The organism is Xanthomonas sp. D-109 (genome assembly GCF_017746095.1).
Lineage (GTDB): Bacteria > Pseudomonadota > Gammaproteobacteria > Xanthomonadales > Xanthomonadaceae > Xanthomonas_A > Xanthomonas_A sacchari.
The window spans coordinates 155,040-179,217 of sequence record NZ_JAGHWV010000010.1 but is presented as its reverse complement, the minus strand read 5'-3'; the positions used below and the strand labels follow the sequence as shown (position 1 = coordinate 179,217).

Below are 24,178 nucleotides of genomic sequence, written 5' to 3'. Positions count from 1 at the left end.
GCGGCCCCATGCATGGCGGCTGCCGGTGCCGGGCAGATCCGCCCCGGGGCGGTGTGGAACGATCGCCAGGGCGTTGCCATCAACGCCCATGGCGCCGGCGTGCTGCGCGACCGCGACGGCACCTACTACTGGTTCGGCGAATACAAGACCGCCGGCGCGGGCGGCAATACCGCCCAGGTGGGCGTGTCGGTGTATCGGTCGCGCGACCTGTTGCATTGGGACAACCGCGGCATCGCGCTGCAGGTGGCCGATGACCGGCAGTCCGATATCGCCAAGGGGGCCGTGATCGAGCGTCCGAAGGTGCTGTACAACGCAGCCACCGGCCGCTACGTGATGTGGTTCCACCTGGAGCGGCCAGGGCAGGGCTACAAGGATGCACGGGTCGGGGTCGCGATGGCCGAGCGGGTGGACGGGCCGTACCGCTACCTGCGTTCGTTCCGGCCCAATGGCCAGGAGTCGCGCGACATGACCCTGTTCCAGGACGACGACGGCAGCGCTTACCTGTTCTACAGCTCCGAAGGCAACGCGACGATGCATGTCACCCGCTTGCGTCCGGATTACCTGGACACCGAGCCGACTTTCGCGCGCATTTTCGTCGAGCGCTGGCTGGAGGCGCCGGCGGTGTTCAAGCATGCAGGGCGCTACTACTTCCTCGGTTCCGAATGCACCGGCTGGAAGCCCAATACGGCGCATGGCGCCACCGCGCCGTCGCCGACCGGACCGTGGACCGAGTTCGGCAATCCGGCCCGTGGCGAGGACGCGGCGCTGACCTTCCACAGCCAGAGCGCCTATGTGCTGCCTTGGCCGGGACGGCCAGGGCATTTCATCTATCTTGGCGACCGCTGGAATCCCGGCAATCCCATCGATGGGCGCTATGTCTGGTTGCCGTTGGCGCTGGATGGCCAGGGCTTCCGGATCGATTGGCGCGATGCCTGGTCGCCTGCGCGGCACTGAGCGCAAGCGATGTCTGGCGCGCCCACGCCGTAGCCGCGCCGGTTTACTCCAGTAACATCAGGAGGTCCCGATGCAGATCGCGCGGAATCCGCACGCCCTCGTGGAGGCTGCGCGCTCGCGCCTGATAGCGACGTTGCGAGGGCAGCCGCGCACCGGTGTCCTGGTAGGCGGCGAAGAACGCCTCGGCGCGTGCCATGTGCGTGACCCGCTCGGCGCCCAGGAAGCGCGCCGGATCCAGCGCCAGGATCAGTTCGCCATGGTAGGGCGCCGCGCCGGCGCCAGCGTCGTGGGCCAGCGATTCGGCGCTGGTCAGGTCGCCGATCAACGGCCCGGCGATCAACTCGATCATCGCCGACAGCGCCGAGCCCTTGTGGCCGCCGAAGGTCAGCATCGCGCCGCCGTCGGCGACCGCCGCCGGATCGGTAGTCGGCGCACCCGCCGCGTCCACACCCCAGCCTTCGGGAATCGGCTGGCCGGCGCGGCGGCGCAGCTCGATCTCGCCGCGCGCCACCGCACTGGTGGCGAAGTCGAACACGAACGGCGGCGCATCCACGCGCGGCCAGCCGAACGCCAGCGGATTGGTGCCCAGCAGCGGCGTGCGTCCGCCGGCCGGCGTGACCCAGGCGTGGCTGGGATTGCAGATCAGCGCGACCAGCCCGGCATCGGTGATGCGCTCGACTTCCGGCCACAGCGCAGAGAAATGCACGCAATGGTTGATCGCCAGCGCCGCCAGGCCATTGGCACAGGTCTTCTCGATCAACAGCGGCAGGCCGCGCTCGAACGCCAGCAGCGAGAACCCGCCGCGTGCATCGACTCGCACGATGCCGGGCGCATGGTCGTGCACGACAGGCTCGGCATCGCCCACCACCTTGCCGTTGCGCAGCGTCGCCACGCAGCCGAGCGTCCGGTACAACCCGTGCGAGGCGCAGCCGTCGCGTTCGCCGGCGACGATGGTGTGGGTGAGCGCCTGCACGTGCGCGGGGCTGAAGCCGGCGTGGGTCAGGATGCGTTCGACCAGGGTGGTGGCCTGGTCCAGGGACAGGGTGATGGTGTCGCTGGGGTTCATCGAGAAAAAGCAGGGGGGGGGGGAGTGCCGGATTCTCGCCTGCGCTGGAAGTGGTGAGAAGTCGGAGGGGTTCAGTGTGACCCGAGCGGCTTGTCATGAGGAGTGAAGTGCGTTGAAACGTGGCCATGCTGGCGGTGCCGGACCTTGCGAAAGACGATCCGCCTATTGGATGTTTGAAAATTTTCTTGACAGCTATCCCTGAACCAATCCGATAATTCGACAAGGCCAGGACCTGGCCTATAGGGGATTTGTTCGATCGATTGCCTCGTGCCCCGGCGCGTTGGGGCGTTGTGTTTTTTGCGATTTCGTTACCGCGATGCTTCCAAGTGGAAGTATCGCGGTCGTCCAGAGAATTCGGCCCCCTTCGGGCTGAAAGGGAAGAGGCAAGCGATGTTCAAGGCAAGGCTGGCGATCGGCATGCTGCTGGTTTGTATGGGTGCGCGTGCGCACGCGGCGGACGAAGTGGCGCCCTACGAGGAATACGAGAAGAAGATCAAGGCCGCTCAGGTCGTCGGTCCGCTGAAAGGCGATATCTTCGGCGAGAACATCAGCCTTTACGATCTCAGCGTGGGTTTCCGCGCCACGGATGTGGATATCCCGGGCAATAACGCATTGCCGGTGACGGTGGCGCGCGAGTTCAAGGTGATGAACCGGCGCCAGGAGTATGTGGCGAAGGGATTCGGTGACTGGGAAATCGATGTGCCGCGTGTCTACGGTGAGTTCCTTGCGGAGAAGGGCTGGGTGACGACCAGCGGCTCGCCCACGGCGCGTTGTTCGGTGCCGGCCCGGCCGGACGCCGCCATGACGGTCAACGGCACGACCTATCCGGGCACGGCAGACGATGTCTGGCATGGCTATTACCTGCATGTGCCCGGCGCCGGTGATCAGGAGTTGCTGGTCGACAACCAGACAAAGACGCCGCGTCCGACTGATGGCGCCTCCCGCCCGTGGATCACCAAGGAAGCCTGGCGCCTGGGCTGTCTGAGCAGCGTCAGCAATTATGCAGGCGAGGGCTTTCTCGCCATCTCGCCATCGGGTGTGAAGTACTACTTCGACTATGCCGTCGTCATCAACGTCAAACCGTATAAGTTGACCATAAGTGGAAAGATCAATGTGGCGGCGCGCACGCGCGTCGCATTGATGGCCAGTCGCGTCGAAGACCGCTTCGGCAACTGGGTGACCTACAGCTACACGGGCGACAAGCTGTCCTCGATCCAATCCAGCGACGGGCGAGCGGTTGCACTGACCTACAACGGCGATCTGATCAGCAGCGTCCAGGCCAACGGCCAGACCTGGAGCTATGGCTACGAGTTCAGCACCGCCTATCCATGGCCACAGGGTGCTTATCGCCTGAAGACCGTCACCGAGCCCGACGGTTCGCAGTGGACCTACACGATCGCCAGCGGCAACATGATGCCGACGCGCGAACCGCCTGCCGGTGGTGGCGCCAGCAATTGCGTTTCCGAACCAGATTCGATGAATGGCGCTGTCTCCCTGCAGGTCACCCATCCGTCCGGTGCCAGCGGCCTGTTCGTATTCGATTATCAGCGTCAGTACCGCACCCACACGCCAGCCAGTCGTTGCGATGTGCCTACCGGGCAGGAGCCGCCGGTTCCTTACGTGCCAAGCTATTTCGACAACTATGTTCTCCGGTCGAAGACCATCACCGGTCCCGGCCTGCCGCAGCGCGTATGGAGCTATGTGGCCGATGCCCCGGCAACCAAGCTCTATACATCCGGTAAGGCCACCGATCCGTGCCCGACCTGCATTCCGAGCAAGACCGTAAAGGTCACCAATCCCGACGGCACGGCGGCTGCCTACGAATTCGGTTTCATGTACGGCCTCAACGATGGTCGCCTGCTGAGCACGACGTTGCTGGATGCCAACAGCAATGCCGTCTCCAAGACCAACAACACCTACTTCGCTGATGGCGACGTGGCTGCGCAGCCATTTCCGGCGGAAATGGGGCAGTCCCTGCTGGGAATTCCCAACCCACTGACCAACGTCCTGCGTCCGCTGCGCAGCAAGGCTGTGGTGCAGGACGGTACCTCCTATACCTGGACAGCGAACAGCTTCGATGCCTTTGCGCGGACGCTTAGCGTGACCCGCGCTAGCCCCTGGTATTCGCGTACGGATGCAACCGAGTATTACGACGACCTGGGTAAGTGGATCATCGGGCAGCGCGCCAGGAGTACCAACACCGACACCGGTCTGGTGGAGTCCCAGACCAGCTACGACACCAATGCGATGCCGTCGCAGCGCTGGTCGTTCGGCAAGCTGCGCCTGACACTTGGCTACAACGGCGATGGCACGTTGGCTACCGTCAAGGACGGCAACAACAACACGACCACCGTGTCCAGTTGGAAGCGCGGCGTTCCGCAATCGATCCGTTATCCGGATGGCACCACCGACGCGGCAATGGTTAACGACAGCGGCTGGATCACCGCGACCACCGACGAGAACGGCTACACCACGAACTATAGCTATGACGCGATGGGCCGACTGGCGAGCATCACCTATCCGGCCAACGACACTGTGGCCTGGGCTTCCACCACGCAAGCGTTCGAGCAGGTCGGCACCAGCGAGTACGGACTGGCCGCGGGGCATTGGCGGCAGATCGTCGCCACCGGCAATGCGCGCAAGGTGACGTACTTCGATGCATTGTGGCAGCCGATGCTGACGCGCGAGTTCGATGCCGGCAACGAAGCGGCTACCCAGCGGCTCCAGAGGTTTGCCTACGATCAAGACGGCCGCGCGACGTTTGCCTCGTACCCTGGGACCAGCGACGCATTGAGTACCGGGACTTGGACCAGATACGACGCGCTCGGGCGCAAGACCTCGGTTTCCCAGGACAGCGAACAGGGTGGGGCGTTGACCACCTTGACAGAGTATTTGGCAGGCAACCAAACCCGCGTGACTGATCCACGCGGCAACAAGACCGTGACGGGCTATCAAGTTTTTGACCAGCCCGATTACACGACACCGGTCTGGATCCAGCATCCAGAAGGTGCCTACACCGACATCAACCGCGACATCTTCGGCAAGCCGCTGTCCATCCGCCGCCGTGATGTTAATAGCACGGTGTCGGTGACGCGCAGCTACGTCTACGACGGCTATCAGCAGCTATGCAAGACAGTAGAACCCGAAACCGGCGCTACCGCCAATGGCTACGACGCCGTAGGCAACCTGGTCTGGAGCGCGGCGGGCCTGTCCCTGCCCAATACGTCATCGTGCGATGCGGATACCGCGTTTGCTTCTGGCCGCCGAGTCGACCGCAGCTACGACGTGCGTAACCGCATCAAGGCGTTGAGCTTCCCGGATGGCAACGGCAACCAGGCCTGGAGCTACTGGCCGGATGGGGTGGTCAAGCAGATCACCACCACCAACAACGGCGTCGCCACTTACAACAGCTACGCCTACAACAAGCGTCGCCTGCTGATCGCCGAAAGCCAGGGCCAGGCCGATGGCGAGACCTGGGCGCTGGGCTACGCCTACGATGCCAATGGCCACCTCGCCGCGCATCGCTATCCGTCGGGGCAGACGGTGGACTACGCGCCCAATGCCCTGGGCCAGCCGACCCAGGCCGGCAGCTATGCCACCGGCGTGAGCTACTACCCGAATGGCGCGATCAAGCAGTTCACCTACGGCAACGGCATCGTCCACACCATGACGCAGAACGCGCGTCAGTTGCCGGATACCAGCCAGGATGCCTACGGCGGCACGGCGTTCCTCAGCGACGGCTACGACTACGATGCCAATGGCAACGTTGCCGCGATCAGTGACGGCGCCACCGGTCGTGGTGGACGCGGCAATCGCGACATGACCTACGACGGGTTGGATCGCCTGATTTCTACCAAGTCGGCGATGTTCGGCTCCACACCCGCAAGCTACAGCTACGACGTCCTCGACAACCTGATCCATGTTGTGGCACCCGGTCGGGACCAGTACTACTGCTACGACGCCAACTGGCAGCTCACCAACGTCAAGACCGGCAGTTGCGGCGGCAGCACGGTCATCGGCATGAGCTACGACCCGCAGGGTAACCTCAGCAACAAGAATGGCCAGGCCTTCGTGTTCGATTACGGCAACCGCTTGCGCCAGGCGACCGGCAAGGAGACCTATCGCTACGACGGCAACGGCCGCCGCACGTTGGCGCTGCAGAGCGCCGGCAACATCGGCTCGCTGTACGATCAGTCGGGCGCGCTACGCTTCCAAAAGAACCAGCGCCAGTCCAAATCTACGGATTACATCCTGCTGAGCGGCAGCCTCGTTGCCGAAGCCGACTGGCCGCTGGGCCAACTCGCTTCGGTCAAGGACTATGTGACTTGGAGCGCGGTCTCCGGTGCGACCCGCTATGTGGTCGAAGAGAGCGTGGACGGCGTGAGCTGGACTACGGTGTACGACGGCAGTCAGGGGAACTGGACTTCGTTGGCGAGGCCGGCAGGGATCTATTCGTACCGCGTGACTGCATGCACGGCAGACGGTAACTGCACTGCGGCTTCGAACGTGACGCATGACCAGCGGCCTGCGGTGGATATCGTGCCGTTGCTTTACCAGTTGCTGTTGAACTGATCCCCTTCCTTGCACGTTCTTGAGGAGTCGAGAGCTTGCCTATTCCAAAAATTGGAGAATTACATGTCGCGCTCGATCATGTTTGTCGTCGTCAAGATCATTGCTTTTTCCGTCATTGCGCTATCGAGCGGAAATAGCCACGCCGAGTCGTACGAGGTGAAGAACCATGTCGTGACCCGGCTATTCACGGGGTGGTCGGGCGAAGGGCTATTCGTCAACACCGACGGCCAACTGCCCGCCGGGGCAGACTGCGGCGATGGCAATCGTTTCATCCTCGAGACGAACACCCCGATGCAGAAGGAGATGGTCGCGCTCCTGATGATGCTGCTTCAGAGCGGACAAACCGCGCAGTTGCATGTGGAGGGATGCTCGGGCGGATCGATGAAGCTGAAAGCGGTCTCGATCGCGAAGTGACCGGTTGCATTATTCAGTATGGCGAAGAGAGACGTTGCCGTTGGATCTTTGCAAGAGAGGTCTTTCTGTAACGCGTGTCGATGGTTCCAACTCGCAAGGACGAGTGATGTCAAATTTCCAGGGGATTCGTGCGGCAATGCGCCTTACGGCTGCAGCCGCCCTTTCATTGCTCATTGCCTTTGGTGTCTCCGCGCAAACAGTCCGCTACATCCATACGGATGGATTGGGGTCTGTTGTGTTGGTGACGGACAAGGACCGTAATGTTGTTGAACGCCGAGAATACGAGCCTTACGGGAGTGTGGTGAACCAACCCCTAATGGATGGGCCTGGCTACACCGGTCATGTCATGGATGCAGCGACCGGAATGACGTACATGCAGCAGCGGTACTACGATTCAGTCGTCGGGCGGTTCTTGTCTGTAGATCCAGTATCAGTGAGTTCTGCAAAAGGTAGCAACATGAATCGCTATTGGTACTCCAATAATAACCCATATCGATTTATTGATCCGGATGGGCGATATGTTTGTTCTTCTGGAAGTGATTCAGATTGTAAGGCAGTAAAGGCCGCACTTAGGGACGCGCGCTCTATGACGCAAAGCGCTATAAAGGTTGGTGAGGATAAGGCTGCGCTTAATTCAGTTTTGAAATTTCTTGGAAAAGATGGTGTTGATAATGGTGTGACAATAAAATTTGGTGATGGATATGGGATGGGGAATACCTTATCTCAAGGTGGGAAAACAACAATATCTATCGACAGGGACGGGATAAATAGTTTGGCTGATAGGCGCGGGATCTCTCGGGATGCTGCTTTGACAGCAACCCTATTCCATGAAGGTCAACATGGAATAGACTGGAAGCGGGATGGTATGCCTAAAACAAGCCGCCAGGAACATGCAGGAGAAGTTCGTGCGGCGAGAACTGAGGCTAGTGCCTGGGAATTAATGAAAACGGATTCTTGGTGGGGTACTTGGACAAATCTTGGCGGTTACAACGAGGATGCGATAAAAAAAGAGGCCGATGCGGCCACTAGTCTTTGGTGCGGAGATTCATGTAAATGAAAAAAATTATTGGGAATTTCATTGGATTTGGATTTTTTTATTATTTTATGGTCGCATCAGGAGTGGCTATTGCTAAAGATGAGGGGGTGGAGGACGCAAAAATTTGCTCAATAATATATTCGAAAGATAAATTTAATGATAGGCGCGTTCGCGTCAACGCATATGCTTTAACGGATATGCACATGACTATGCTTTACGATAATGCTTCTGGTGCAAAAGGTGTGGCGCTTTTTGTGCCGAAAAAGATGAGAAAAAATCCAGATGTTGTTGAGCTGGTCGGGAGTAGCTTTGGGCCAGAGGCTTTTGATGGAAGTTATCGGGTATGGGCAACATTCACGGGGAGGGTGGTAATCAAGAAAGGGGAAAGGCCGGAAATTTTGTTCATTCTGGAGGATATTTCAGGGCTGGAAAAAAGGTCCAAAGAGCCGTGATGCTCAAATTTTTAAGGCGTGCTTGCTAGGTAAGTCTTAAGGTGCAATAAATTTTTTATCATTTTATTTTAATTCTGAAGCAAGCATTGATTGTGGGCTTTACTCCCGCGCGTAGTGGTGGCGAGCTGGATGTCCGGCTATTTGAGAGCCTATTCAAGCTTGCTGAGTTAGCAATGAAATAAGTAGCTAATGCGCTTGCGATGCGATACCCGATTGCCGACGCATCGAGTTAACCACTTTGGCGTCACCTTGAGCGAGATCGGTGGATTCAACACGGCTAGATAATTTGTTGCAATGGAATAGGCCGCAGGTGAACGAAGGACGCAGCGGCAAGATCAGACATTAATATTCAGTTCTTCACTGTAGCCAGTTCGCCGTAGCGGCCGACAAAGGCACTTATGTGATTTGCCGCATACTTAATTCTCAGCCAGGCTAAGCGGCCATTCCCGTCAAAAGAAACCAGCATATACTTTATTGGCAGTAACGCCGTCGTTGCTAAGCTGTGCTTAGTAACGACGGTAGTCATATCGGATGCTTACACCGACAACTCCAACAACAACTTGTTGAGCCGACGCACATACGCCGCCGGATCCTTCAGGCTGTCCCCGGCCGCCAGCGCAGCCTGATCGAACAGCACCCGCGCCAGATCGCCGAAGCGCTCGCCGTCGGCTTCTGCATCCAGCTTCTCGATCAGCGGATGCGCCGGGTTGAACTCGAACACCGGCTTGCTCTCCGGCAGCTTCTGGCCGCTGGCTTCGAGGATCTGCCGCATCTGCAGGCCGAGGTCGCCCTGGCCGATGGCCAGGATCGCCGGCGAGTCGGTCAGGCGGTGCGAGACGCGCACTTCGGAGACGTCGTCCTTGAGCACGTTCTGGATGCGCTCGACCAGGCCCTGCTTGGCCTTGGCGGCTTCTTCCTTGGCCTGCTTCTCTTCTTCGCTGTCGAGCTTGCCCAGGTCCAGGTCGCCGCGCGCCACGTCGACGAAGGACTTGCCGTCGAACTCGGTGAGGTAGCTCATCAGCCACTCGTCGATGCGGTCGGTGAGCAGCAGCACTTCGATGCCCTTCTTGCGGAACACTTCCAGGTGCGGGCTGTCCTTGATCTGCGCGTAGCTCTCGCCGGTCAGGTAGTACAGCTTGTCCTGGCCTTCCTGCATCCGCGCCACGTAGTCGGCCAGCGACACGGTCTGCGTGCCGTCGCTGCCGTGGGTGGAGGCGAAGCGCAGCAGGCCGGCGATCTTCTCGCGGTTGCCGAAGTCCTCGGCCGGGCCTTCCTTCAGCACCTGGCCGAAGTTCTTCCACACGCCCTGGTAGCGCTCGGCGTCGTCCTTGGCCAGCTTCTCCAGCATGTCCAGGGCGCGCTTGGTCAACGCCGACTTCATCGAGTCGATCACCGGGCCGGACTGCAGGATTTCGCGCGAGACGTTCAGCGGCAGGTCGCTGGAATCGACGATGCCCTTGATGAAGCGCAGGTACAGCGGCAGAAACTGCTCGGCCTGGTCCATGATGAAGACGCGCTGCACGTACAGCTTGAGCCCGCGCGAGGCGTCGCGCTGGTACAGGTCGAACGGGGCGCGGCCGGGCACGTACAGCAGCGAGGTGTACTCCAGCTTGCCCTCGACCTTGTTGTGGCTCCATGCCACCGGGTTCTCGTGGTCGTGGGCGATGTGCTTGTACAGTTCCTGGTATTCCTCGTCCTTGATCTCGGTGCGCGGCCGCGTCCACAGCGCGCTGGCGCGGTTGACGGTTTCCCATTCCGGGGTCTCGGGCTTGTCCTTGTCCTCGCCGTAGTGTTCCTTGTGAAACTCGATCGGCAGCGCGATGTGGTCGGAATACTTGCGCACGATGCCGCGCAGCTTCCAGCCGTCGGCGAAGTCCTTCTCGTCGTCCTTCAGGTGCAGCACGATGCGGGTGCCGCGCTCGGCCTTCTCGATGGTGGCGACCTCGAACTCGCCTTCGCCGCGCGAGGACCAGTGCACGCCTTCGCTGGCCGACAGGCCGGCGCGGCGGCTGTACACGTCGACCTGGTCGGCGACGATGAAGGCGCTATAGAAGCCCACGCCGAACTGGCCGATCAGGTGCGAGTCCTTCTTCTGGTCGCCGGACAGGTGCTTGAGGAACTCGGAGGTGCCGGACTTGGCGATGGTGCCCAGGTGCGCCACGATCTCCTCGCGGCTCATGCCGATGCCGTTGTCGTCGATGGTGACGGTCCCGGCCTCCTTGTCGAAGCCGATGCGGATGCGCAACTGCGCATCGCCGTCCAGCAGCTCCGGCTTGACCAGTGCCTCGAAGCGCAGCTTGTCGGCGGCGTCGGAGGCGTTGGAGATCAGCTCGCGCAGGAAGATCTCCTTGTTGGAATACAGCGAATGGATCATCAGCTGCAGCAGCTGCTTGACCTCGGTCTGAAAGCCCAGGGTTTCTTTTTGGGTTTCCACGCTCATCGGTAGGTGCTCCATGAAGGATGGGCGGCCGCGCGGAGGAGGGCGCGGCTCTGCCGGCCGACATGGTGGCGGCCGCGGCCGGCTTCAAGCGCCGCGCCGCGCATACGCGCGACACCGCGCTGGTCTATGATCCGGACCCCGTTTCCGCGCCACCCACTGCCCGCCGCCCATGCCGTTCCTGCGTTCCCCGTCCTGCCTGTCCCGGCCCCTGCGAGGCCGCCGATGAGCCGTTCCGGCGGCGGCCAGGTGCGGATCATCGGCGGGCGCTGGCGCAATACGCGGCTGCCGGTGCCGGACCTGGCCGGGCTGCGCCCGACCTCCGACCGGGTCCGCGAGACCCTGTTCAACTGGCTGCAGCCGGTGCTGCCCGGGGCGCGCGTGCTGGACCTGTTCGCCGGCAGCGGCGCGCTGGGGCTGGAGGCGGTGTCGCGCGGCGCGGCCGCCGCGGTGCTGGTCGAACGCGATCCGGGCCAGGCGGCGCAGTTGCGCGCCACGGTCGCGCGGCTGCAGGCGCAGGACCAGGTACAGGTGGTGCAGGGCGATGCGCTGCGCTGGCTGGCCGAGCCATCGGCCGAAGCCCCGGCCGACATCGCCTTCGTCGACCCGCCGTTCGCCGCCGGGCTGTGGGACGTGGTGCTGCAACGCCTGCCGGCGCGGCTGGCGGCCGACGCCTGGCTGTACCTGGAGTCGCCGGCCGGGCAGGCGCCCGCAGCGCCGGCGTCCTGGGCGCTTTACCGTGAGGGCGGCAGCCGCGAGGTGCGTGCTGCCCTGTACCGGCGCACCGCTGCTACACTTCCCGGCGACCTTCACGCGGTACCCGACGCATGACCGTGGCCCATAGCCGCATCGCCGTCTATCCCGGCACCTTCGATCCGATCACCAACGGCCATATCGATCTGGTCAACCGTGCCGCACCGCTGTTCGAGCAGGTGATCGTGGGCGTGGCGCAGAGCCCGTCCAAGGGGCCGACCCTGCCGCTGGACCTGCGCGTGTCGCTGGCCCGCGAAGCGCTGGCCGGGCACCGCAACGTGGAAGTGCTGGGCTTCGACACCCTGCTGGCGCATTTCGTGCGCTCGGTCGGCGGCGGCGTGCTGCTGCGCGGCCTGCGCGCGGTGTCGGATTTCGAATACGAGTTCCAGATGGCGAGCATGAACCGGCATCTGATCCCGGAGGTGGAGACGCTGTTCCTCACCCCGGCCGAGCAACACAGCTTCATTTCGTCCTCGTTGGTGCGCGAGATCGCGCGCCTGGGCGGGGACGTCTCCGGCTTCGTGCCGCCGTCGGTGGTGCAGGCGCTGGTTCAGGCCCGCCAGGCCGCCGCGCAGCGCTGAGCCGACCACCATTCACTGACGACACAGAGGGAGCCGTTCCATGAACACCACCGCACGCGCGTTGCTGATCGCTTCGCTGGCCCTGGGCTTCACCGCCTGCAAGAAGGAAGAGGCCGCCAAGCCGGCCGCCGACGCGCAGCCCGCGCTGACCGCCCCGGCCAAGGACGACGATGCCGGCTGGAAGAAGTACCTGCAGGAAGTGGCGATCCAGAACATGGGCAACGTCACCAACAGCCCGTTCCTGTACTACCTGCCGCCGGAATCGGATCCGGAGTTCCAGGCCAAGTACGAGCGCCAGGTCGAAAGCGCCACCACCGCCATCGGCCGCGGCATCCAGCCGGGCAACATGCTGGCGTTCGGTTCCTCGGCTTCGGCCAAGATGGCCGACCTGATCGCCGCCGCGTTCGCCAAGGTCGAGGCGAACAGCATGAAGGGCGTGCGCGTGGTCTACATCGGCGCTCCGGCCGACAACGCCCGCGTCGAAGCCGTGGTCAAGCCGACCGGCGCCGACTACATCTTCGTCGAAGCCAAGTAAGCCCCGCGCGGGCCGGCGCGCCGATGCGCGCCGGTTCCGCCATCCCGCGCCGCCCGCAACGGGCGGTTGCGTCGCGCCGACGTGCCGGATGCCGTCGCGCAGTTCCGCAGTTCCGCAGTTCCAGGCAGGGCACAGGCGATGCGGATCTTCATCACCGGCCCCACCGGCGCCGGCAAGACCACACTGGCGCGCCCGCTCGGCTGCCGCCACGGCATTGCCTGCCACGCGCTGGACGACCTGCACTGGGTGCGACGTCCCGAGGGGGATGTCCGTCGCCCGCTCGAGGAGAAACTGCCGCTGCTGCAGCACATCGTCGACGGCGAGTGTTGGATCGTCGAAGGCGTGCAGTTCAAATGGGCCGACCCGGCGCTCGCACGCGCAGACCACATCGTGGTGATCGATGCGCCATCCTGGCGCACCACCCTGCAGATCGTGCTGCGGCTGGGTCGACAGTGGCTTGGCCTGGAGGCCGCCGCCTACCGGCCGACCCTGGCGCGGTTGCCGCAGATGCTGGCCTGGAGCCGCGACTACCATCGTGAAGAGCGCGCGCTGCTGCTGGCCAAGCTCGCGCCGTTCCGCGCCAGGACCTTGCTGATTCGCCACAGCCGCGCGCGATTGCCACCGCCGCTGGACTAGCCGGCGGGCTGCCCGACCGGTGCCGATGAAGGCGCCAGGAATGCCTGCCGATGCGCGGCGATCCAGGCATCGATCGAACCGGGTTGGAAATCCCCAAGTCCGGGCTGCGCCTGCAGTGGCGCGGCTAGCAGCGCATCGGCCTGCTGCGGGGACGCGGCGAAGAAGCGGAACTTCGACGCCACCACGCGGCCGTGGCCGGCGCCTAGCGCGGCATCGACCTCGCGCTCGAACGCGTCCAGCGGCTGCGCGCGATAGCGCACCGGGCGGCCGAGTCCGGCGGTGAGCCGCTGCACCAGTTCCGGGCCGGTCAGGCTCTCGGTGCCGGCAATCCGGTAGCTGCCGCCGTCCACGCCTTGTCGCAGCAGTGCCAGTGCAGCCTCGGCGCAAGCATCGGCCGAGGTCCAGGCGATGCGTTGCGTGGCGGCGATCGGCGGCGCGAACACGCCATGCGCGACGATCTCGGCGCGCGCCGAGGGCTTCAACAGGTTGTCCAGGTACAGCGTCGGCCACAGGACCGCGCCGGGCAGGCCGGCGCTGCGCGCCAGTGCTGCGAGCTCGGCATTGGTGCGCAGGCTGGGTTCCGGACACGGCGCCGGCAGCGGCGCGCTGCTCAGTTTCAGCACGAATGAGCTCAGCCGCGCCGCGCGCGCGGCGGCCAACGCATGTCTGGCCCGAGCCAGCGTCGTCTCGCCGGGGCCGGCGGGAAACTGCAGGACCGCGTGGGCGACGCCGCGGCTGGCCGCGAGCACGGCGGCAGGATCGTCCAGGTCGGCTTCGACTACCTCCGCGCCCAGCGCGCGCAGCGCCGCGGTGGCGGCGCCTTCGCGAACCAGGGCGCGGACGGCGAGTCCGTGCCGACGTGCGGCGCGGACCACGGCGGCGCCCTGCACGCCGTTGCCCAGATAGACGAGGAGGGGGCCGGAAGAGGGAATCGGGGACATGCGTTGGCTCCTGCTGGAGGGATCCGCCGCAGCAAGCCCGGTCGAAGGCGCCCACGGACAGACCCCGGGACGATGGACACGGGGACTGTCGGGGAATTGCGCGGCACGGCGCGAACAGAGCCTCTCCGCCAGCGCGGAGAAGGGCCTGGGCCTACCGAGACCAGGCCAGCCATTTTCGACGCAGCGACTCTAGGCGCGGCCAATGCGGTCGTCAATCGCCACGCGCCATGCGCTCCGCGGCTTCCGGCATGGTGGCGATACAGCGTTCCGCACCGCGACGCCGCCTTCGCAGGGCCGTCCCGCCCCGATCCGGTAAACTGCACCGGTCAGTGCCGAATTGCGCCACATGTCCCTCAAGATCAACGAGCTCTGCGTCAACTGCGACGTCTGCGAGCCGGCCTGCCCGAACCAGGCCATCGCCATGGGCGAGACGATCTACGTGATCGACCCGGCCCGCTGCACCGAATGCGTCGGCCATTTCGACGAGCCGCAGTGCGTGGTGGTGTGCCCGGTGGAATGCATCGACCCGGACCCGGCCATCCCGGAGACCCACGCGCAGTTGCTGGCCAAGCTGCAGCGCCTGCAGCGCGACCACCCCGAGTTGTACCCACAGGAGCCCCCCGCCGCATGAGAAGCCTCGTCCGCCGTGTCCTGCTGCTCGCCCTGGTCCTGACGCCGTCGGCGTGGGCCGAGGCGCCGGTCGCCGAAGCGACCGCCACCGCCCCGGCCGCGCACCCGCCCGGCGCCGCGATCGCCAGCGGCCACCGCCTGGCCACCGAGGCCGGCCTGCAGATCCTGCGCGAGGGCGGCAATGCCTTCGACGCCGCGGTGGCGGTGTCCTCGACGTTGTCGGTGGTCGAACCGATCAGCTCCGGTCTCGGCGGCGGCGGGTTCTTCCTGCTGCACGACGCCAAAACCGGCAAGGACGTGATGCTGGACGCGCGCGAGACCGCGCCGGAATCGGCGACGCCGGCCGCGTTCCTGGACGCCAAGGGCGAGCTGGACCGCGATCGCTCCATCAACGGCCCGTGGTCGGCCGGCATTCCCGGGCTGCCGGCGGCGCTGGTGGAACTGGCGACCAAGCACGGCCGGCTGCCGCTGCGGCAGTCGCTGGCGCCGGCGATCCGCATCGCCCGCGACGGCTTCCCCGTCTACGCGCGCATGGCCGAGGGTTACCAGTCGCGGCGCAAGGTGATGGAGCGCTATCCCGGCACCCGTCAGGTCTACCTGCGCAACGGCCGGCCGATCGCGGTGGGCGACGTGTTCAAGCAGCCGGAACTGGCCAACACGCTGCAACTGCTGGCCGACAAGGGCTTCGATGGCTTCTACCGCGGCGCCACCGCCAAGAAGCTGCTGGCCGGCGTGAAGCAGGCCGGTGGGCGCTGGACCGCCGAGGAACTGGCCGGCTACACGGTCAAGGAACGCACGCCGATCCGCTTCGACTACAAGGGCTGGACCATCACCACCGCGCCGCCGCCGTCCTCCGGCGGCATCGCCCTGGCCAGCATGCTGCAGATCCTGGAGGGCTACGATCTCAAGACCATGGACCCGGTGCACCGCGTGCACCTGACCGTGGAGGCGATGCGCCGCGCCTACCGCGACCGCACCTTCTTCCTGGGCGACCCGGATTTCACCCACGTGCCGCAGCGCATCCTGCTCAGCAAGGATTACGCGGTGGGCCTGCGCTCGACCATCAACCCGGACAAGGCCACGCCCAGCGACCTGCTGTCGGGCCAGCCGACCCCGCTGGAAGACGACGAGACCACGCATTTCTCGATCATCGACGGCGAAGGCAACCGCGTCGGCGCCACCCAGACGGTCAACCTGCTGTACGGCTCCGGGCTGATCCCCAAGGGCACCGGCGTGCTGCTCAACAACGAGATGGACGATTTCGCGCTGCGTCCGGGCACGCCCAACGCATTTGGCGTGATGGGCTACGCGGCCAACGCGCCCAAGCCGGGCAAGCGCCCGCTCAGCTCGATGTCGCCGACGTTCATGGAGAACGCGGACAAGGCGATCGTGCTCGGCACCCCGGGCGGCAGCCGCATCATCACCATGGTGCTGCTCGGCATCCTCGGTTACGACGACGGCCTCACCGCGCAGCAGGTCGCTGCGCTGCCGCGCTACCACCACCAGTGGCTGCCGGACGTGATCGAGGCCGAGACCGGCACCTTCGACGCGGCCACTGCCAAGGGCCTGCAGGCGATGGGGCATGTGCTGAAGCTGCCCGGCGACACTGCCGAGGACGGCCACGGCTCCAGCCACGTCTGGGGCAACCTGCAGACCGTGGAATGGGACAAGCGCCGCAACGTGCTCAGCGGCGGCAGCGACCCGCGAAACGAAGTCGGCAGTGCCGAAGTGCTGCAGACCGCGCCGGCGCCCTGACGCGCGTTTGCGAATCCCCAATCCCGACTCCCGAATCCCCGCCCATGAAGCTCTGGTCCATCCAAGGCAACGCGCAGAAACTCGACGGTGGCGCGATGTTCGGCAATGTGCCCAAGGCGATGTGGCAGCAGTGGGCCGCGCCCGACGACGGCAACCGCATCGCGCTGGCCTGCCGCGCGCTGCTGGCCAGCCCGCTGGCCGGCAAGACGGTGCTGTTCGAGACCGGGATCGGCGCGTTCTTCCCGCCGGCGCTGCGCGAGCGCTACGGCGTGCAGGAGGCGCGCCACGTGCTGCTGGATTCGCTGCAGGACGCCGGCTTCGCCCATACCGACATCGACGTGGTGGTGCTGAGCCACCTGCATTTCGATCATGCCGGCGGGCTGCTGGCCGCGTACCGCGAGGGCGCTGCGCCGGAACTGCTGTTCCCCAATGCGCAGTTCCTGGTCGGCGCGGCGCACTGGCGGCGCGCGCTGCAGCCGCATCCGCGCGACCGCGCCAGCTTCATCCCGGAACTGCCCGGCCTGCTCGAGGCCAGCGGCCGCCTGGAACTGGTCGACGGCGGCTATTCGCGCGCGCTCGGCGAGGCGGTGCGGTTCCGTTTCAGCGACGGCCACACGCCGGGACTGATGCTGGCCGAGATCGTCGGCCCCCGCCACGGCGAGGATGGTCAGGCGCACGGCGGGGTGGCGTTCTGCGCCGACCTGATCCCGGGCCGCTCCTGGGTGCACGTGCCGATCACCATGGGCTACGACCGCAACGCCGAACTGCTGATCGACGAGAAGCGCGCGTTCCTGGAAGACGCGCTGGCGCGCGACGTGCGCCTGTTCTTCACCCACGATCCGGACTGCGCGTTGGCGCAGTTGCAGCGCGATGCCAAGGGCCGTTTCGTCACTGCGCACGAACTGCCGGCGCTGCAGGCCCGCGCACTGGCCGCCTGAGCCCGGCGTTGCGGCTTACCAGCGCAGGGCGGCGTGCGCCGGCACTGCGGCCGCGGCGCCGTCCAGCGCCACCGAAAACCCGATCGTGGTGATGCCGTCGCGGTGCTGCGCGAACACGCGTCCGCCGTGCATGGTCGCCACCGCCTTGACGATGGCCAATCCCAGGCCGTGGCTTTCGCGGCTGTTGGCGCGGGCGGCGTCGCCGCGGTAGAAGCGATCGAACAGGCGCTGCAGATGCTCCGGCGCCAGCGCCACGCTGGGGTTGGAGAAGGCGATCAGCGCCTCGCCGCCGCGCTGTGCGATCTCCACCACGATCGGCGCGTGACCGGCCGAGTGCTGGATGGCGTTGTGCAGCAGGTTGGACAGCGCGCGCCGCAGCAGCGACTTCTCCACCGGCGCCACCACGTCGCCGCGCACCTCCACCTGCAAGCCGGCCTCGTCCAGCAGCACCTCGAAGAACTCCACGGTCTTGCCGACTTCCTCGGCCAGCGACGCGTCCTCGCACTGGCGCGCGCGCTGGCCCTGCTCGGCGCGCGCCAGGAACAGCATGTCGGCGACGATCGCGCGCAGCCGCTCCAGTTCCTCCAGGTTCGACTGCAGCACCTGGCGCAACTGCTCGGCATCGCGATGGCGGGTCAGCGCCACCTGGGTCTGGCCGATCAGGCTGGCCAACGGCGTGCGCAGTTCGTGGGCGACGTCGGCGTTGAAGCTTTCCTGCTGCGCATAGGCCGCATCGAGCCGGTCGAAGGCCGCGTTCAACGAAGCGCCCAGGTCCTCCAGTTCGCGCGGCAGCCGCGGCAGGTCCAGGCGCCGCCGGTCGTGCGGGCCGATGCGCTGGGCGTCGGCCGACAGCCGTTGCACCGGGCGCAGGCCGAGCTTGGCGGTCCAGTACCCCAGCGCGCCGACCAGCGCGGTGCCGGCCAGCGTCACCAGCGCCAGGGCGATGTCGAAACGGCGCCGGGTCAGCGCGAACGGCGCGCTGTCCATCGCCGCGATCAGTTGCACCGGCGGGCGCACCGGCGTGGCCGGCAGCGCCTGGCCGATGGCCTGCCAGGCCTGCGGATGCGCATCGGCGATGCCCAGCGCCTGCGGATCGTCGATACGCACCAGCCCGCTATGGCCGCGCGTGGCCGCAGCCATCGCTTCGGCACCGTGCCCGTAGCGGAACGCCGGATCGGCGCTCCACAGCCAGAAGCGCAGGTCCGGCGCGCTGGAGACGCTGGCCAGGCGGGTGCGCGCATGCGCGGCCAGGTCCGGCGAGCGGCTGTTGACCAGCATGTACTGCACCGCGTCCATGTGCGAGCGCAGTTCTTCGCGCTGGTGCCGGCGCAGTTCGTGCTCCAGCACCTGATGCAGCACCACCCCGATCAGGGCGAAGCCGAGCAGCGCGGTGGCCGCGAACAGGCCGGCCAGGCGCAGCGCGATCGAGGGCCGCGCCGGCGCGCTCACCCGGCCGCGTCCTCGCGTTCTTCCAGCACGTAGCCCATGCCGCGCACGGTGTGCAGCAGCGGGGCGTCGAACGGCACGTCGATCTTGGCGCGCAGGCGCTTGATCGCCACTTCCACCACGTTGGTGTTGCTGTCGAAGTTCATGTCCCAGACCATCTCGGCGATCGCGGTCTTGGACAGGATCTCGCCCTGGTGCCGGGCCAGGGCCGCCAGCAGCGCGAACTCCTTGGCGGTCAGGTCCAGCCGCTGCCGCCCGCGCACGGCCTTGCGGCTGATCATGTCGATCTGCAGGTCGCCCACGCGCAGCAGCGTACTTTCCTGGGCGCGTCCGCGCCGCGCCAGCACCTGCAGCCGCGCCAGCAGTTCGATGAAAGAGAACGGCTTGATCAAATAGTCGTCGGCGCCCTCGCGCAGGCCCTTGACCCGGTCCTCCACGCTGTCGCGCGCGGTCAGCATGATCACCGGCGTGGTCTTGACCGAACGCAGCGAGCGCAGGATGGCGAAGCCGTCCAGGCCCGGCAGCATCGCGTCGAGCACGATCACGTCGAAGTCGTAGTGCAGGGCCAGGTGCTGGCCGTCGATGCCGTCGTAGGCCACGTCGACCGTGCAGCCCTGTTCGCTCAGCCCCTGCTGCAGGTAGTCGGCGGTCTTGCGCTCGTCCTCGACGATCAGCACCTTCACGGCTGCAGCGCCTCCGGCGCGGCGATGCGGGCGCGCCGCGCCTGGCGCCGCTGCAGGTACCAGCCGTGCAGGCGGTCCAGGTACAGGTACACGATCGGCGTGCTGAACAGGGTCAGCAGTTGCGACAGCAGCAGCCCGCCGACCATCGCATAGCCCAGTGGCCGCCGCAGTTCCGAACCGGCGCCGTGGCTGAGCATCAGCGGCAGGCCACCGAGCAGGGCGCACAGGGTGGTCATCATGATCGGCCGGAAGCGCATCAGGCAGGCCTCGAAGATCGCATCGCGCGAGGACAGCCCGCGCTGGCGTTCGGCATGCAGGGCGAAGTCCACCATCATGATCCCGTTCTTCTTGACGATGCCGATCAGCAGGATGATGCCGATCATCGCGATCACGCTCAAGTCGTAGCCGCCGGCCATCAGGATCAGCAGCGCGCCGACGCCGGCCGAGGGCAGGGTGGAGAGGATGGTCAGCGGGTGGATGTAGCTCTCGTAGAGCAGGCCGAGCACGATGTAGACCGCGACCAGCGCCGCCAGGATCAGGTACGGCTGGGTGCGCAGCGAGGCGCTGAACGCCTGCGCCGTGCCCTGGAAGCTGCCGCTGAGCGTGGCCGGCACCCGCAGTTGCGCCTGCGTCTTTTGGATCGCGTCCACCGCATCGCCCAGCGCCGCGCCCGGCACCAGGTTGAACGAAATGGTCACCGCCGGGAACTGGCCCTGGTGGCTCACGGACAGGTAGCCGGTCTTGCTGGTATCGAGCGTGGCGAAGGTGGACAGCGGCACCTGCTTGCCGGTCAGCGGCGAGGTCAGGTACAGCCGCTGGAACAGCGACGGATCGCCCTGCAGCGCTGGCGTCACCTCCAGCACCACGTGGTAGCTGTTGAGCTGGGTGAAGTACTGCGCGACCTGGCGCTGGCCGATGGCGTCGTTGATCGTCGCGTCGATCTGCTGCGGGGTGATGCCGAAGCTGGCCGCGCGCTGGCGGTCGATGGTCAGGCTGGCGATCGGCGCGGCGTTCTGCTGGTCGGAGGCGACGTCGGTCAGTTGCGGCAGCGCCCGGAATGCCTTCAGCAGCTTCGGCGCCCAGGTGTTGAGCTCGTCCAGGTTGGCGTCGGTGAGGGTGTACTGGTACTGGGTGCGGGCCAGGCGGCCACCGACGTTGATGTCCTGTCCGGCCTGCATGAACAGGGTCACGCCCTGCACATGCGCCAGGCGCTTGCGCAGCCGCGCGATCACCTGGTCGGCGCTGGCGGTGCGGCCCGCGTCCTTGGGCTTGAGCGCGATCGAGAAGGTGCCGGAGTTGAAGGTGCTGGCGCCGGTCTGCATGCCGAAGGACAGCACGTCCGGATCGCGGCGGATGATGTCGGCCAGTTGCAGCATGCGCGTGCGCATCGCCGCCGAGGACGAATCCTGCGCCGAATCGGCGGTGCCGGAGATGAAGCCGGTGTCCTGCTGCGGGAAGAAGCCCTTGGGCATCACCACGAACAGCGCCACGCTGGTGGCCACGGTCAGCAGGAAGCTGGCCAGGGTCAGCCGCGGATACCGCAGCACCGTCTCCAGGCCGCGCCGGTAGGCCGCCAGCATCGCATCGAAGCCGCGCTCGAACGCGCGCGCCAGGCGTCCCTGCGCCTGCTCGGCGTGCGGCTTGAGCAGGCGCGCGCACAGCATCGGGGTCAGGGTCAGCGACACCAGCAGCGACACCAGGATGGTCAGGCTCACCGTCACCGCGAACTCGCGGAACAGTCGTCCGACGATGCCGCCCATCAGCAGCAGCGGGATGAACACCGCCACCAGCGATACCGAGATCGAGACCAGGGTGAAGCCGATCTCGGCCGCACCCTGCAGCGCCGCCTGCAATGGCGCCATGCCGTCCTCGATGTGCCGGTAGATGTTCTCCAGCATCACGATGGCATCGTCCACCACGAAGCCGACCGCGATGGTCAGGCCCATCAGCGACAGGTTGTCCAGGCTGTAGCCGAGCGCGTACATCAGCGCGGCGGTGCCGAGGATCGCCAGCGGCACGGTCAGGCTCGGGATCAACGTGACCACCGCGCTGCGCAGGAACACGAAGATCACCGCCACCACCAGCACGATGGACAGCAGCAGGGTGAACTCCACGTCCTTGACCGAGGCGCGGATGTTCTGCGTGCGGTCGGCGAGGATCTTGACGCTGACGCTGGGCGGGATCGAGGCCATCAGCCTGGGCAGCGCGGCCTTGACCTGTTCCACCGTGTCGATGACGTTGGCGCCGGGCTGCTTGGTGATGGCGATCATGATCGCGCGGCCATTGACGATGCCGCTGTCGGCGGGCGCGGCGGCGCCGGCGTAGCCCCAGGCGGCGATCTTGGCGTTCTCCGGCCCGTCCACCGCGGTGCCGACGTCGCGCACGCGGATCGGCGCGCCGTTGCGCCAGGCCAGCACCGCGTCGTTCCAGGCCTGGCTCTGCAGCACCTGGTCGTTGGTGGAGACGGTGAAGGCCTGGCGCGCACCGTCGATCGAGCCGGTGGCCGCGTTCACCGTGGTGGTGGCGATCACCGAACGGATGTCCTCCAGGCTCAGGCCCAGCGCCGCCAGCTTGGCCGGATCCACCTGCACGCGCACCGCCGGTTTCTGTGCGCCGTACAGGTTCACGAGGCCGACCCCGGAGATGCGCGAGATCTGCTGCGCCAGCACGTTGTCGGCGTAGTCGTTGACCTGGGTCAGCGGCAGCACACGCGATTGCACCGCCAGGATCAGCGCCGGCGATTCGGCCGGATTGATCTTGCGGAAGCTCGGCGCGCTCGGCAGCGCGCTCGGCAATTGCCCGGATGCGGCGTTGATCGCGGTCTGCACGTCGAGCGCGGCGGCGTCGATGTTGCGGTCCAGGTCGAACTGCAGCGTCACCTGGGTCGAGCCGAGCGCGCTGGTCGAGGTCATCTGGCTCAGGCCCGGGATCAGCGACAGCTGCCGCTCCAGCGGCTGCGCCACGTTCGAGGCCATCGTCTGCGGGCTGGCACCGGGCAGGCTGGCCGAGACCTGGATGGTGGGGAAGTCGACCTGCGGCAGCGGCGCCACCGGCAGCAGCGGCCAGGCCACCAGGCCCAGCAACAGCAGCGCCATGGCCAGCAGCGAGGTGCCGATCGGGCGTTTGATGAAAGCGGCCGAGACGCTCACGCGTGCGCTCCCGCGCTGGCCGGCGTGGCGTGTCTGGCCGGCTTGGCGTCCACCACCTTCGCCCCGGGATGCAGGCGGTATTGCCCATCCACCACCACCCGCTGGCCGGCCTGCAGGCCCTGGCCGATCACCGTCTCGCCCTCGGCCTCGTCCAGCACCTGCACCGGCTGGTCGCGCACGCTGCCGTCGCTGCCGATCACGTACACGAACTCACCGTCCTGGCTGCGCTGCACGGCCGCGCTCGGCACCACCAGCGCACCGCTGCGCATGCCCAGCGTGATGCGCGCATCCACGCTCTGCCCGGGCCACAGCGTGTGCGCGGCATTGGCGAAGTGCGCCTTCATCGCGATCGTGCCGGTGCTGGTGTCGATCTGGTTGTTGAGCAGGGCCAGCGTGCCGTGCGCCAGCACCTGTCCGCTGCCGTGCTCGACCGCGTCCACGCCCACGCTGGACGGTGCGGCCTGCAGTGCGCGGTTGATCTGCTGGAAGGCGCTTTCGGGCAGGGTGAACTGCACGGCGATCGGGTCGATCTGGTTCAGTACCACCAGGCCGCCGGCATCGCTGGCGTGGACGATGTTGCCCGGATCGACCAGCCTTGCACCGGCGCGGCCGTCGATCGGCGCGCGGATGGTGGTGAAGTCCAGTTGCACCCGTGCGTTGTCGATCGCCGCCGCATCGCTCTGCAGGGTGGCGCGCAGTTGCGTCACCAGCGCCTTCTGGGTGTCCAGGGTCTGGCGGGTGGTGGCGTTGTCCTGCAGCAGTTGCTGGTAGCGCTGCAGGTCGGCCTGCGCATTGCCCAACTGCGCCTTGTCCTTGGCCAGTTGCGCGGTGGCCGCGGCCAGTTGCGCCTGGTAGGTGCGCGGATCCAGCCGCGCCAGCACCTGCCCGGCCTTGACGTCCTGGCCTTCGCTGAAGCCCACCGCGATCAGTTGCCCGTCGATGCGCGAGTGCACGGTCACCGAGGCGATCGGCAGCACCGTGCCGATCCCGGTCTGGCGGATCGGCACGTCCTTGCGCAGCACCGGCGCGCTGGTCACCGGCACCGGCGGCGTCGCCTTGGTCGGTGCGTGGCGCGGGCGCAACCACACCGCCAGCAGCAGTGCGGCCAGCACTGCGGCGGCAACGAATGGCCAGCGCCGTCGCGGCATGGCATGGCGCGGTGGCGGATCGGCGGGGCGGGTGGGCGCGGCGGTGGACATG

The 24,178-nt window shown here is 66.1% G+C and carries 19 protein-coding genes; 12 read left to right on the top strand and 7 right to left on the bottom strand.

The window, feature by feature from the left end; translation table 11 throughout:
• Window positions 1-12 precede the first annotated feature (12 nt).
• Complete coding sequence (locus J7357_RS11340) at window positions 13-954, top strand: glycoside hydrolase family 43 protein (protein ID WP_244667438.1); 942 nt, start codon at window positions 13-15, stop codon at window positions 952-954.
• Window positions 955-997: 43 nt separating this feature from the next.
• On the opposite strand, the gene J7357_RS11335 is transcribed toward J7357_RS11340, so the two are convergent.
• Window positions 998-2,020 (bottom strand): Ldh family oxidoreductase, encoded by a 1,023-nt coding sequence (locus J7357_RS11335; protein ID WP_209246515.1) that lies wholly within the window; start codon window positions 2,018-2,020, stop codon window positions 998-1,000.
• A gap of 390 nt (window positions 2,021-2,410) precedes the next feature.
• On the opposite strand from J7357_RS11335, the gene J7357_RS21355 reads away from it, so the two are divergent.
• The 4 genes from J7357_RS21355 (at window position 2,411) to J7357_RS11315 (ending at window position 8,494) form a co-directional block, all read left to right on the top strand.
• Window positions 2,411-6,592 carry an RHS repeat protein gene (locus J7357_RS21355; RefSeq protein ID WP_244667437.1) on the top strand — a complete coding sequence of 1,394 codons (4,182 nt, stop codon included), beginning with the start codon at window positions 2,411-2,413 and terminating at the stop codon, window positions 6,590-6,592.
• A 63-nt stretch (window positions 6,593-6,655) separates the two neighbouring features.
• Window positions 6,656-7,006, top strand: a complete 351-nt coding sequence (locus J7357_RS11325) for a hypothetical protein (protein ID WP_209246513.1) — start codon at window positions 6,656-6,658, stop codon at window positions 7,004-7,006.
• 106 nt (window positions 7,007-7,112) lie between these two features.
• Window positions 7,113-8,063, top strand: coding sequence for an RHS repeat-associated core domain-containing protein (locus J7357_RS11320; protein ID WP_209246511.1), 951 nt, complete (start codon window positions 7,113-7,115; stop codon window positions 8,061-8,063).
• Window positions 8,060-8,494, top strand: coding sequence for a hypothetical protein (locus tag J7357_RS11315; RefSeq protein ID WP_209246509.1), 435 nt, complete (start codon window positions 8,060-8,062; stop codon window positions 8,492-8,494). The genes J7357_RS11320 and J7357_RS11315 overlap by 4 nt, the downstream gene beginning before the upstream one ends.
• Window positions 8,495-9,029: 535 nt before the next feature.
• On the opposite strand, the gene htpG is transcribed toward J7357_RS11315, so the two are convergent.
• On the bottom strand, window positions 9,030-10,934 hold the full coding sequence (gene htpG / locus J7357_RS11310; RefSeq protein WP_209246507.1) for a molecular chaperone HtpG: 1,905 nt from the start codon (window positions 10,932-10,934) through the stop codon (window positions 9,030-9,032).
• 222 nt (window positions 10,935-11,156) lie between these two features.
• Between htpG and rsmD the strand changes: the two genes are divergently transcribed.
• The 4 genes from rsmD (at window position 11,157) to J7357_RS11290 (ending at window position 13,436) form a co-directional block, all read left to right on the top strand.
• Window positions 11,157-11,762: a 16S rRNA (guanine(966)-N(2))-methyltransferase RsmD gene (gene rsmD, locus J7357_RS11305; RefSeq protein ID WP_209246505.1), complete on the top strand. Its 606-nt coding sequence runs from the start codon at window positions 11,157-11,159 to the stop codon at window positions 11,760-11,762.
• Complete coding sequence (gene coaD, locus J7357_RS11300) at window positions 11,759-12,265, top strand: pantetheine-phosphate adenylyltransferase (protein WP_010342036.1); 507 nt, start codon at window positions 11,759-11,761, stop codon at window positions 12,263-12,265. The genes rsmD and coaD overlap by 4 nt, the downstream gene beginning before the upstream one ends.
• Before the next feature lie 40 nt (window positions 12,266-12,305).
• Window positions 12,306-12,800 carry a hypothetical protein gene (locus J7357_RS11295; protein WP_010342035.1) on the top strand — a complete coding sequence of 165 codons (495 nt, stop codon included), beginning with the start codon at window positions 12,306-12,308 and terminating at the stop codon, window positions 12,798-12,800.
• Window positions 12,801-12,866: 66 nt separating this feature from the next.
• A complete protein-coding gene (locus J7357_RS11290; RefSeq protein ID WP_209246503.1) occupies window positions 12,867-13,436 on the top strand; it encodes a hypothetical protein in 570 nt (189 codons plus the stop codon).
• On the opposite strand, the gene J7357_RS11285 is transcribed toward J7357_RS11290, so the two are convergent.
• Window positions 13,433-14,377 (bottom strand): NmrA family NAD(P)-binding protein, encoded by a 945-nt coding sequence (locus J7357_RS11285; RefSeq protein ID WP_209246501.1) that lies wholly within the window; start codon window positions 14,375-14,377, stop codon window positions 13,433-13,435. The genes J7357_RS11290 and J7357_RS11285 overlap by 4 nt on opposite strands.
• Before the next feature lie 346 nt (window positions 14,378-14,723).
• Between J7357_RS11285 and J7357_RS11280 the strand changes: the two genes are divergently transcribed.
• Genes J7357_RS11280 through J7357_RS11270 form a run of 3 tightly spaced genes read left to right on the top strand, consistent with a single transcriptional unit; the run spans window position 14,724 to window position 17,700 of the window.
• Window positions 14,724-15,008, top strand: coding sequence for a YfhL family 4Fe-4S dicluster ferredoxin (locus J7357_RS11280; protein ID WP_017908325.1), 285 nt, complete (start codon window positions 14,724-14,726; stop codon window positions 15,006-15,008).
• Window positions 15,005-16,762 carry a gamma-glutamyltransferase gene (gene ggt, locus J7357_RS11275; RefSeq protein ID WP_209246499.1) on the top strand — a complete coding sequence of 586 codons (1,758 nt, stop codon included), beginning with the start codon at window positions 15,005-15,007 and terminating at the stop codon, window positions 16,760-16,762. The genes J7357_RS11280 and ggt overlap by 4 nt, the downstream gene beginning before the upstream one ends.
• Window positions 16,763-16,806: 44 nt before the next feature.
• Complete coding sequence (locus J7357_RS11270) at window positions 16,807-17,700, top strand: MBL fold metallo-hydrolase (protein WP_209246497.1); 894 nt, start codon at window positions 16,807-16,809, stop codon at window positions 17,698-17,700.
• A gap of 15 nt (window positions 17,701-17,715) precedes the next feature.
• On the opposite strand, the gene J7357_RS11265 is transcribed toward J7357_RS11270, so the two are convergent.
• From J7357_RS11265 to J7357_RS11250, 4 genes are read right to left on the bottom strand one after another with little or no spacing between them, the layout of a single operon-like run.
• The gene (locus J7357_RS11265) at window positions 17,716-19,149 is read right to left on the bottom strand and encodes a heavy metal sensor histidine kinase (RefSeq protein WP_209246496.1); all 1,434 of its coding nucleotides are present in this window, start codon (window positions 19,147-19,149) and stop codon (window positions 17,716-17,718) included.
• On the bottom strand, window positions 19,146-19,829 hold the full coding sequence (locus J7357_RS11260) for a heavy metal response regulator transcription factor (RefSeq protein WP_152235783.1): 684 nt from the start codon (window positions 19,827-19,829) through the stop codon (window positions 19,146-19,148). The genes J7357_RS11265 and J7357_RS11260 overlap by 4 nt, the downstream gene beginning before the upstream one ends.
• Window positions 19,826-22,978 (bottom strand): efflux RND transporter permease subunit, encoded by a 3,153-nt coding sequence (locus J7357_RS11255; protein ID WP_209246494.1) that lies wholly within the window; start codon window positions 22,976-22,978, stop codon window positions 19,826-19,828. Before J7357_RS11255 ends, J7357_RS11260 begins: the two co-directional genes overlap by 4 nt.
• A complete protein-coding gene (locus J7357_RS11250) occupies window positions 22,975-24,177 on the bottom strand; it encodes an efflux RND transporter periplasmic adaptor subunit (RefSeq protein WP_209246492.1) in 1,203 nt (400 codons plus the stop codon). The genes J7357_RS11255 and J7357_RS11250 overlap by 4 nt, the downstream gene beginning before the upstream one ends.
• Window position 24,178 lies beyond the last annotated feature (1 nt).

Bases quoted from the DNA above. Each gene is read 5' to 3' on its own strand.
- J7357_RS11340 (WP_244667438.1), top strand. From the start codon at position 13: ATGGCGGCTGCCGGTGCCGGGCAGATCCGCCCCGGGGCGGTGTGGAAC.
- J7357_RS11335 (WP_209246515.1), bottom strand. From the start codon at position 2,020: ATGAACCCCAGCGACACCATCACCCTGTCCCTGGACCAGGCCACCACC.
- J7357_RS21355 (WP_244667437.1), top strand. From the start codon at position 2,411: ATGTTCAAGGCAAGGCTGGCGATCGGCATGCTGCTGGTTTGTATGGGT.
- J7357_RS11325 (WP_209246513.1), top strand. From the start codon at position 6,656: ATGTCGCGCTCGATCATGTTTGTCGTCGTCAAGATCATTGCTTTTTCC.
- J7357_RS11320 (WP_209246511.1), top strand. From the start codon at position 7,113: ATGTCAAATTTCCAGGGGATTCGTGCGGCAATGCGCCTTACGGCTGCA.
- J7357_RS11315 (WP_209246509.1), top strand. From the start codon at position 8,060: ATGAAAAAAATTATTGGGAATTTCATTGGATTTGGATTTTTTTATTAT.
- htpG (WP_209246507.1), bottom strand. From the start codon at position 10,934: ATGAGCGTGGAAACCCAAAAAGAAACCCTGGGCTTTCAGACCGAGGTC.
- rsmD (WP_209246505.1), top strand. From the start codon at position 11,157: ATGAGCCGTTCCGGCGGCGGCCAGGTGCGGATCATCGGCGGGCGCTGG.
- coaD (WP_010342036.1), top strand. From the start codon at position 11,759: ATGACCGTGGCCCATAGCCGCATCGCCGTCTATCCCGGCACCTTCGAT.
- J7357_RS11295 (WP_010342035.1), top strand. From the start codon at position 12,306: ATGAACACCACCGCACGCGCGTTGCTGATCGCTTCGCTGGCCCTGGGC.
- J7357_RS11285 (WP_209246501.1), bottom strand. From the start codon at position 14,377: ATGTCCCCGATTCCCTCTTCCGGCCCCCTCCTCGTCTATCTGGGCAAC.
- J7357_RS11280 (WP_017908325.1), top strand. From the start codon at position 14,724: ATGTCCCTCAAGATCAACGAGCTCTGCGTCAACTGCGACGTCTGCGAG.
- ggt (WP_209246499.1), top strand. From the start codon at position 15,005: ATGAGAAGCCTCGTCCGCCGTGTCCTGCTGCTCGCCCTGGTCCTGACG.
- J7357_RS11270 (WP_209246497.1), top strand. From the start codon at position 16,807: ATGAAGCTCTGGTCCATCCAAGGCAACGCGCAGAAACTCGACGGTGGC.
- J7357_RS11250 (WP_209246492.1), bottom strand. From the start codon at position 24,177: ATGTCCACCGCCGCGCCCACCCGCCCCGCCGATCCGCCACCGCGCCAT.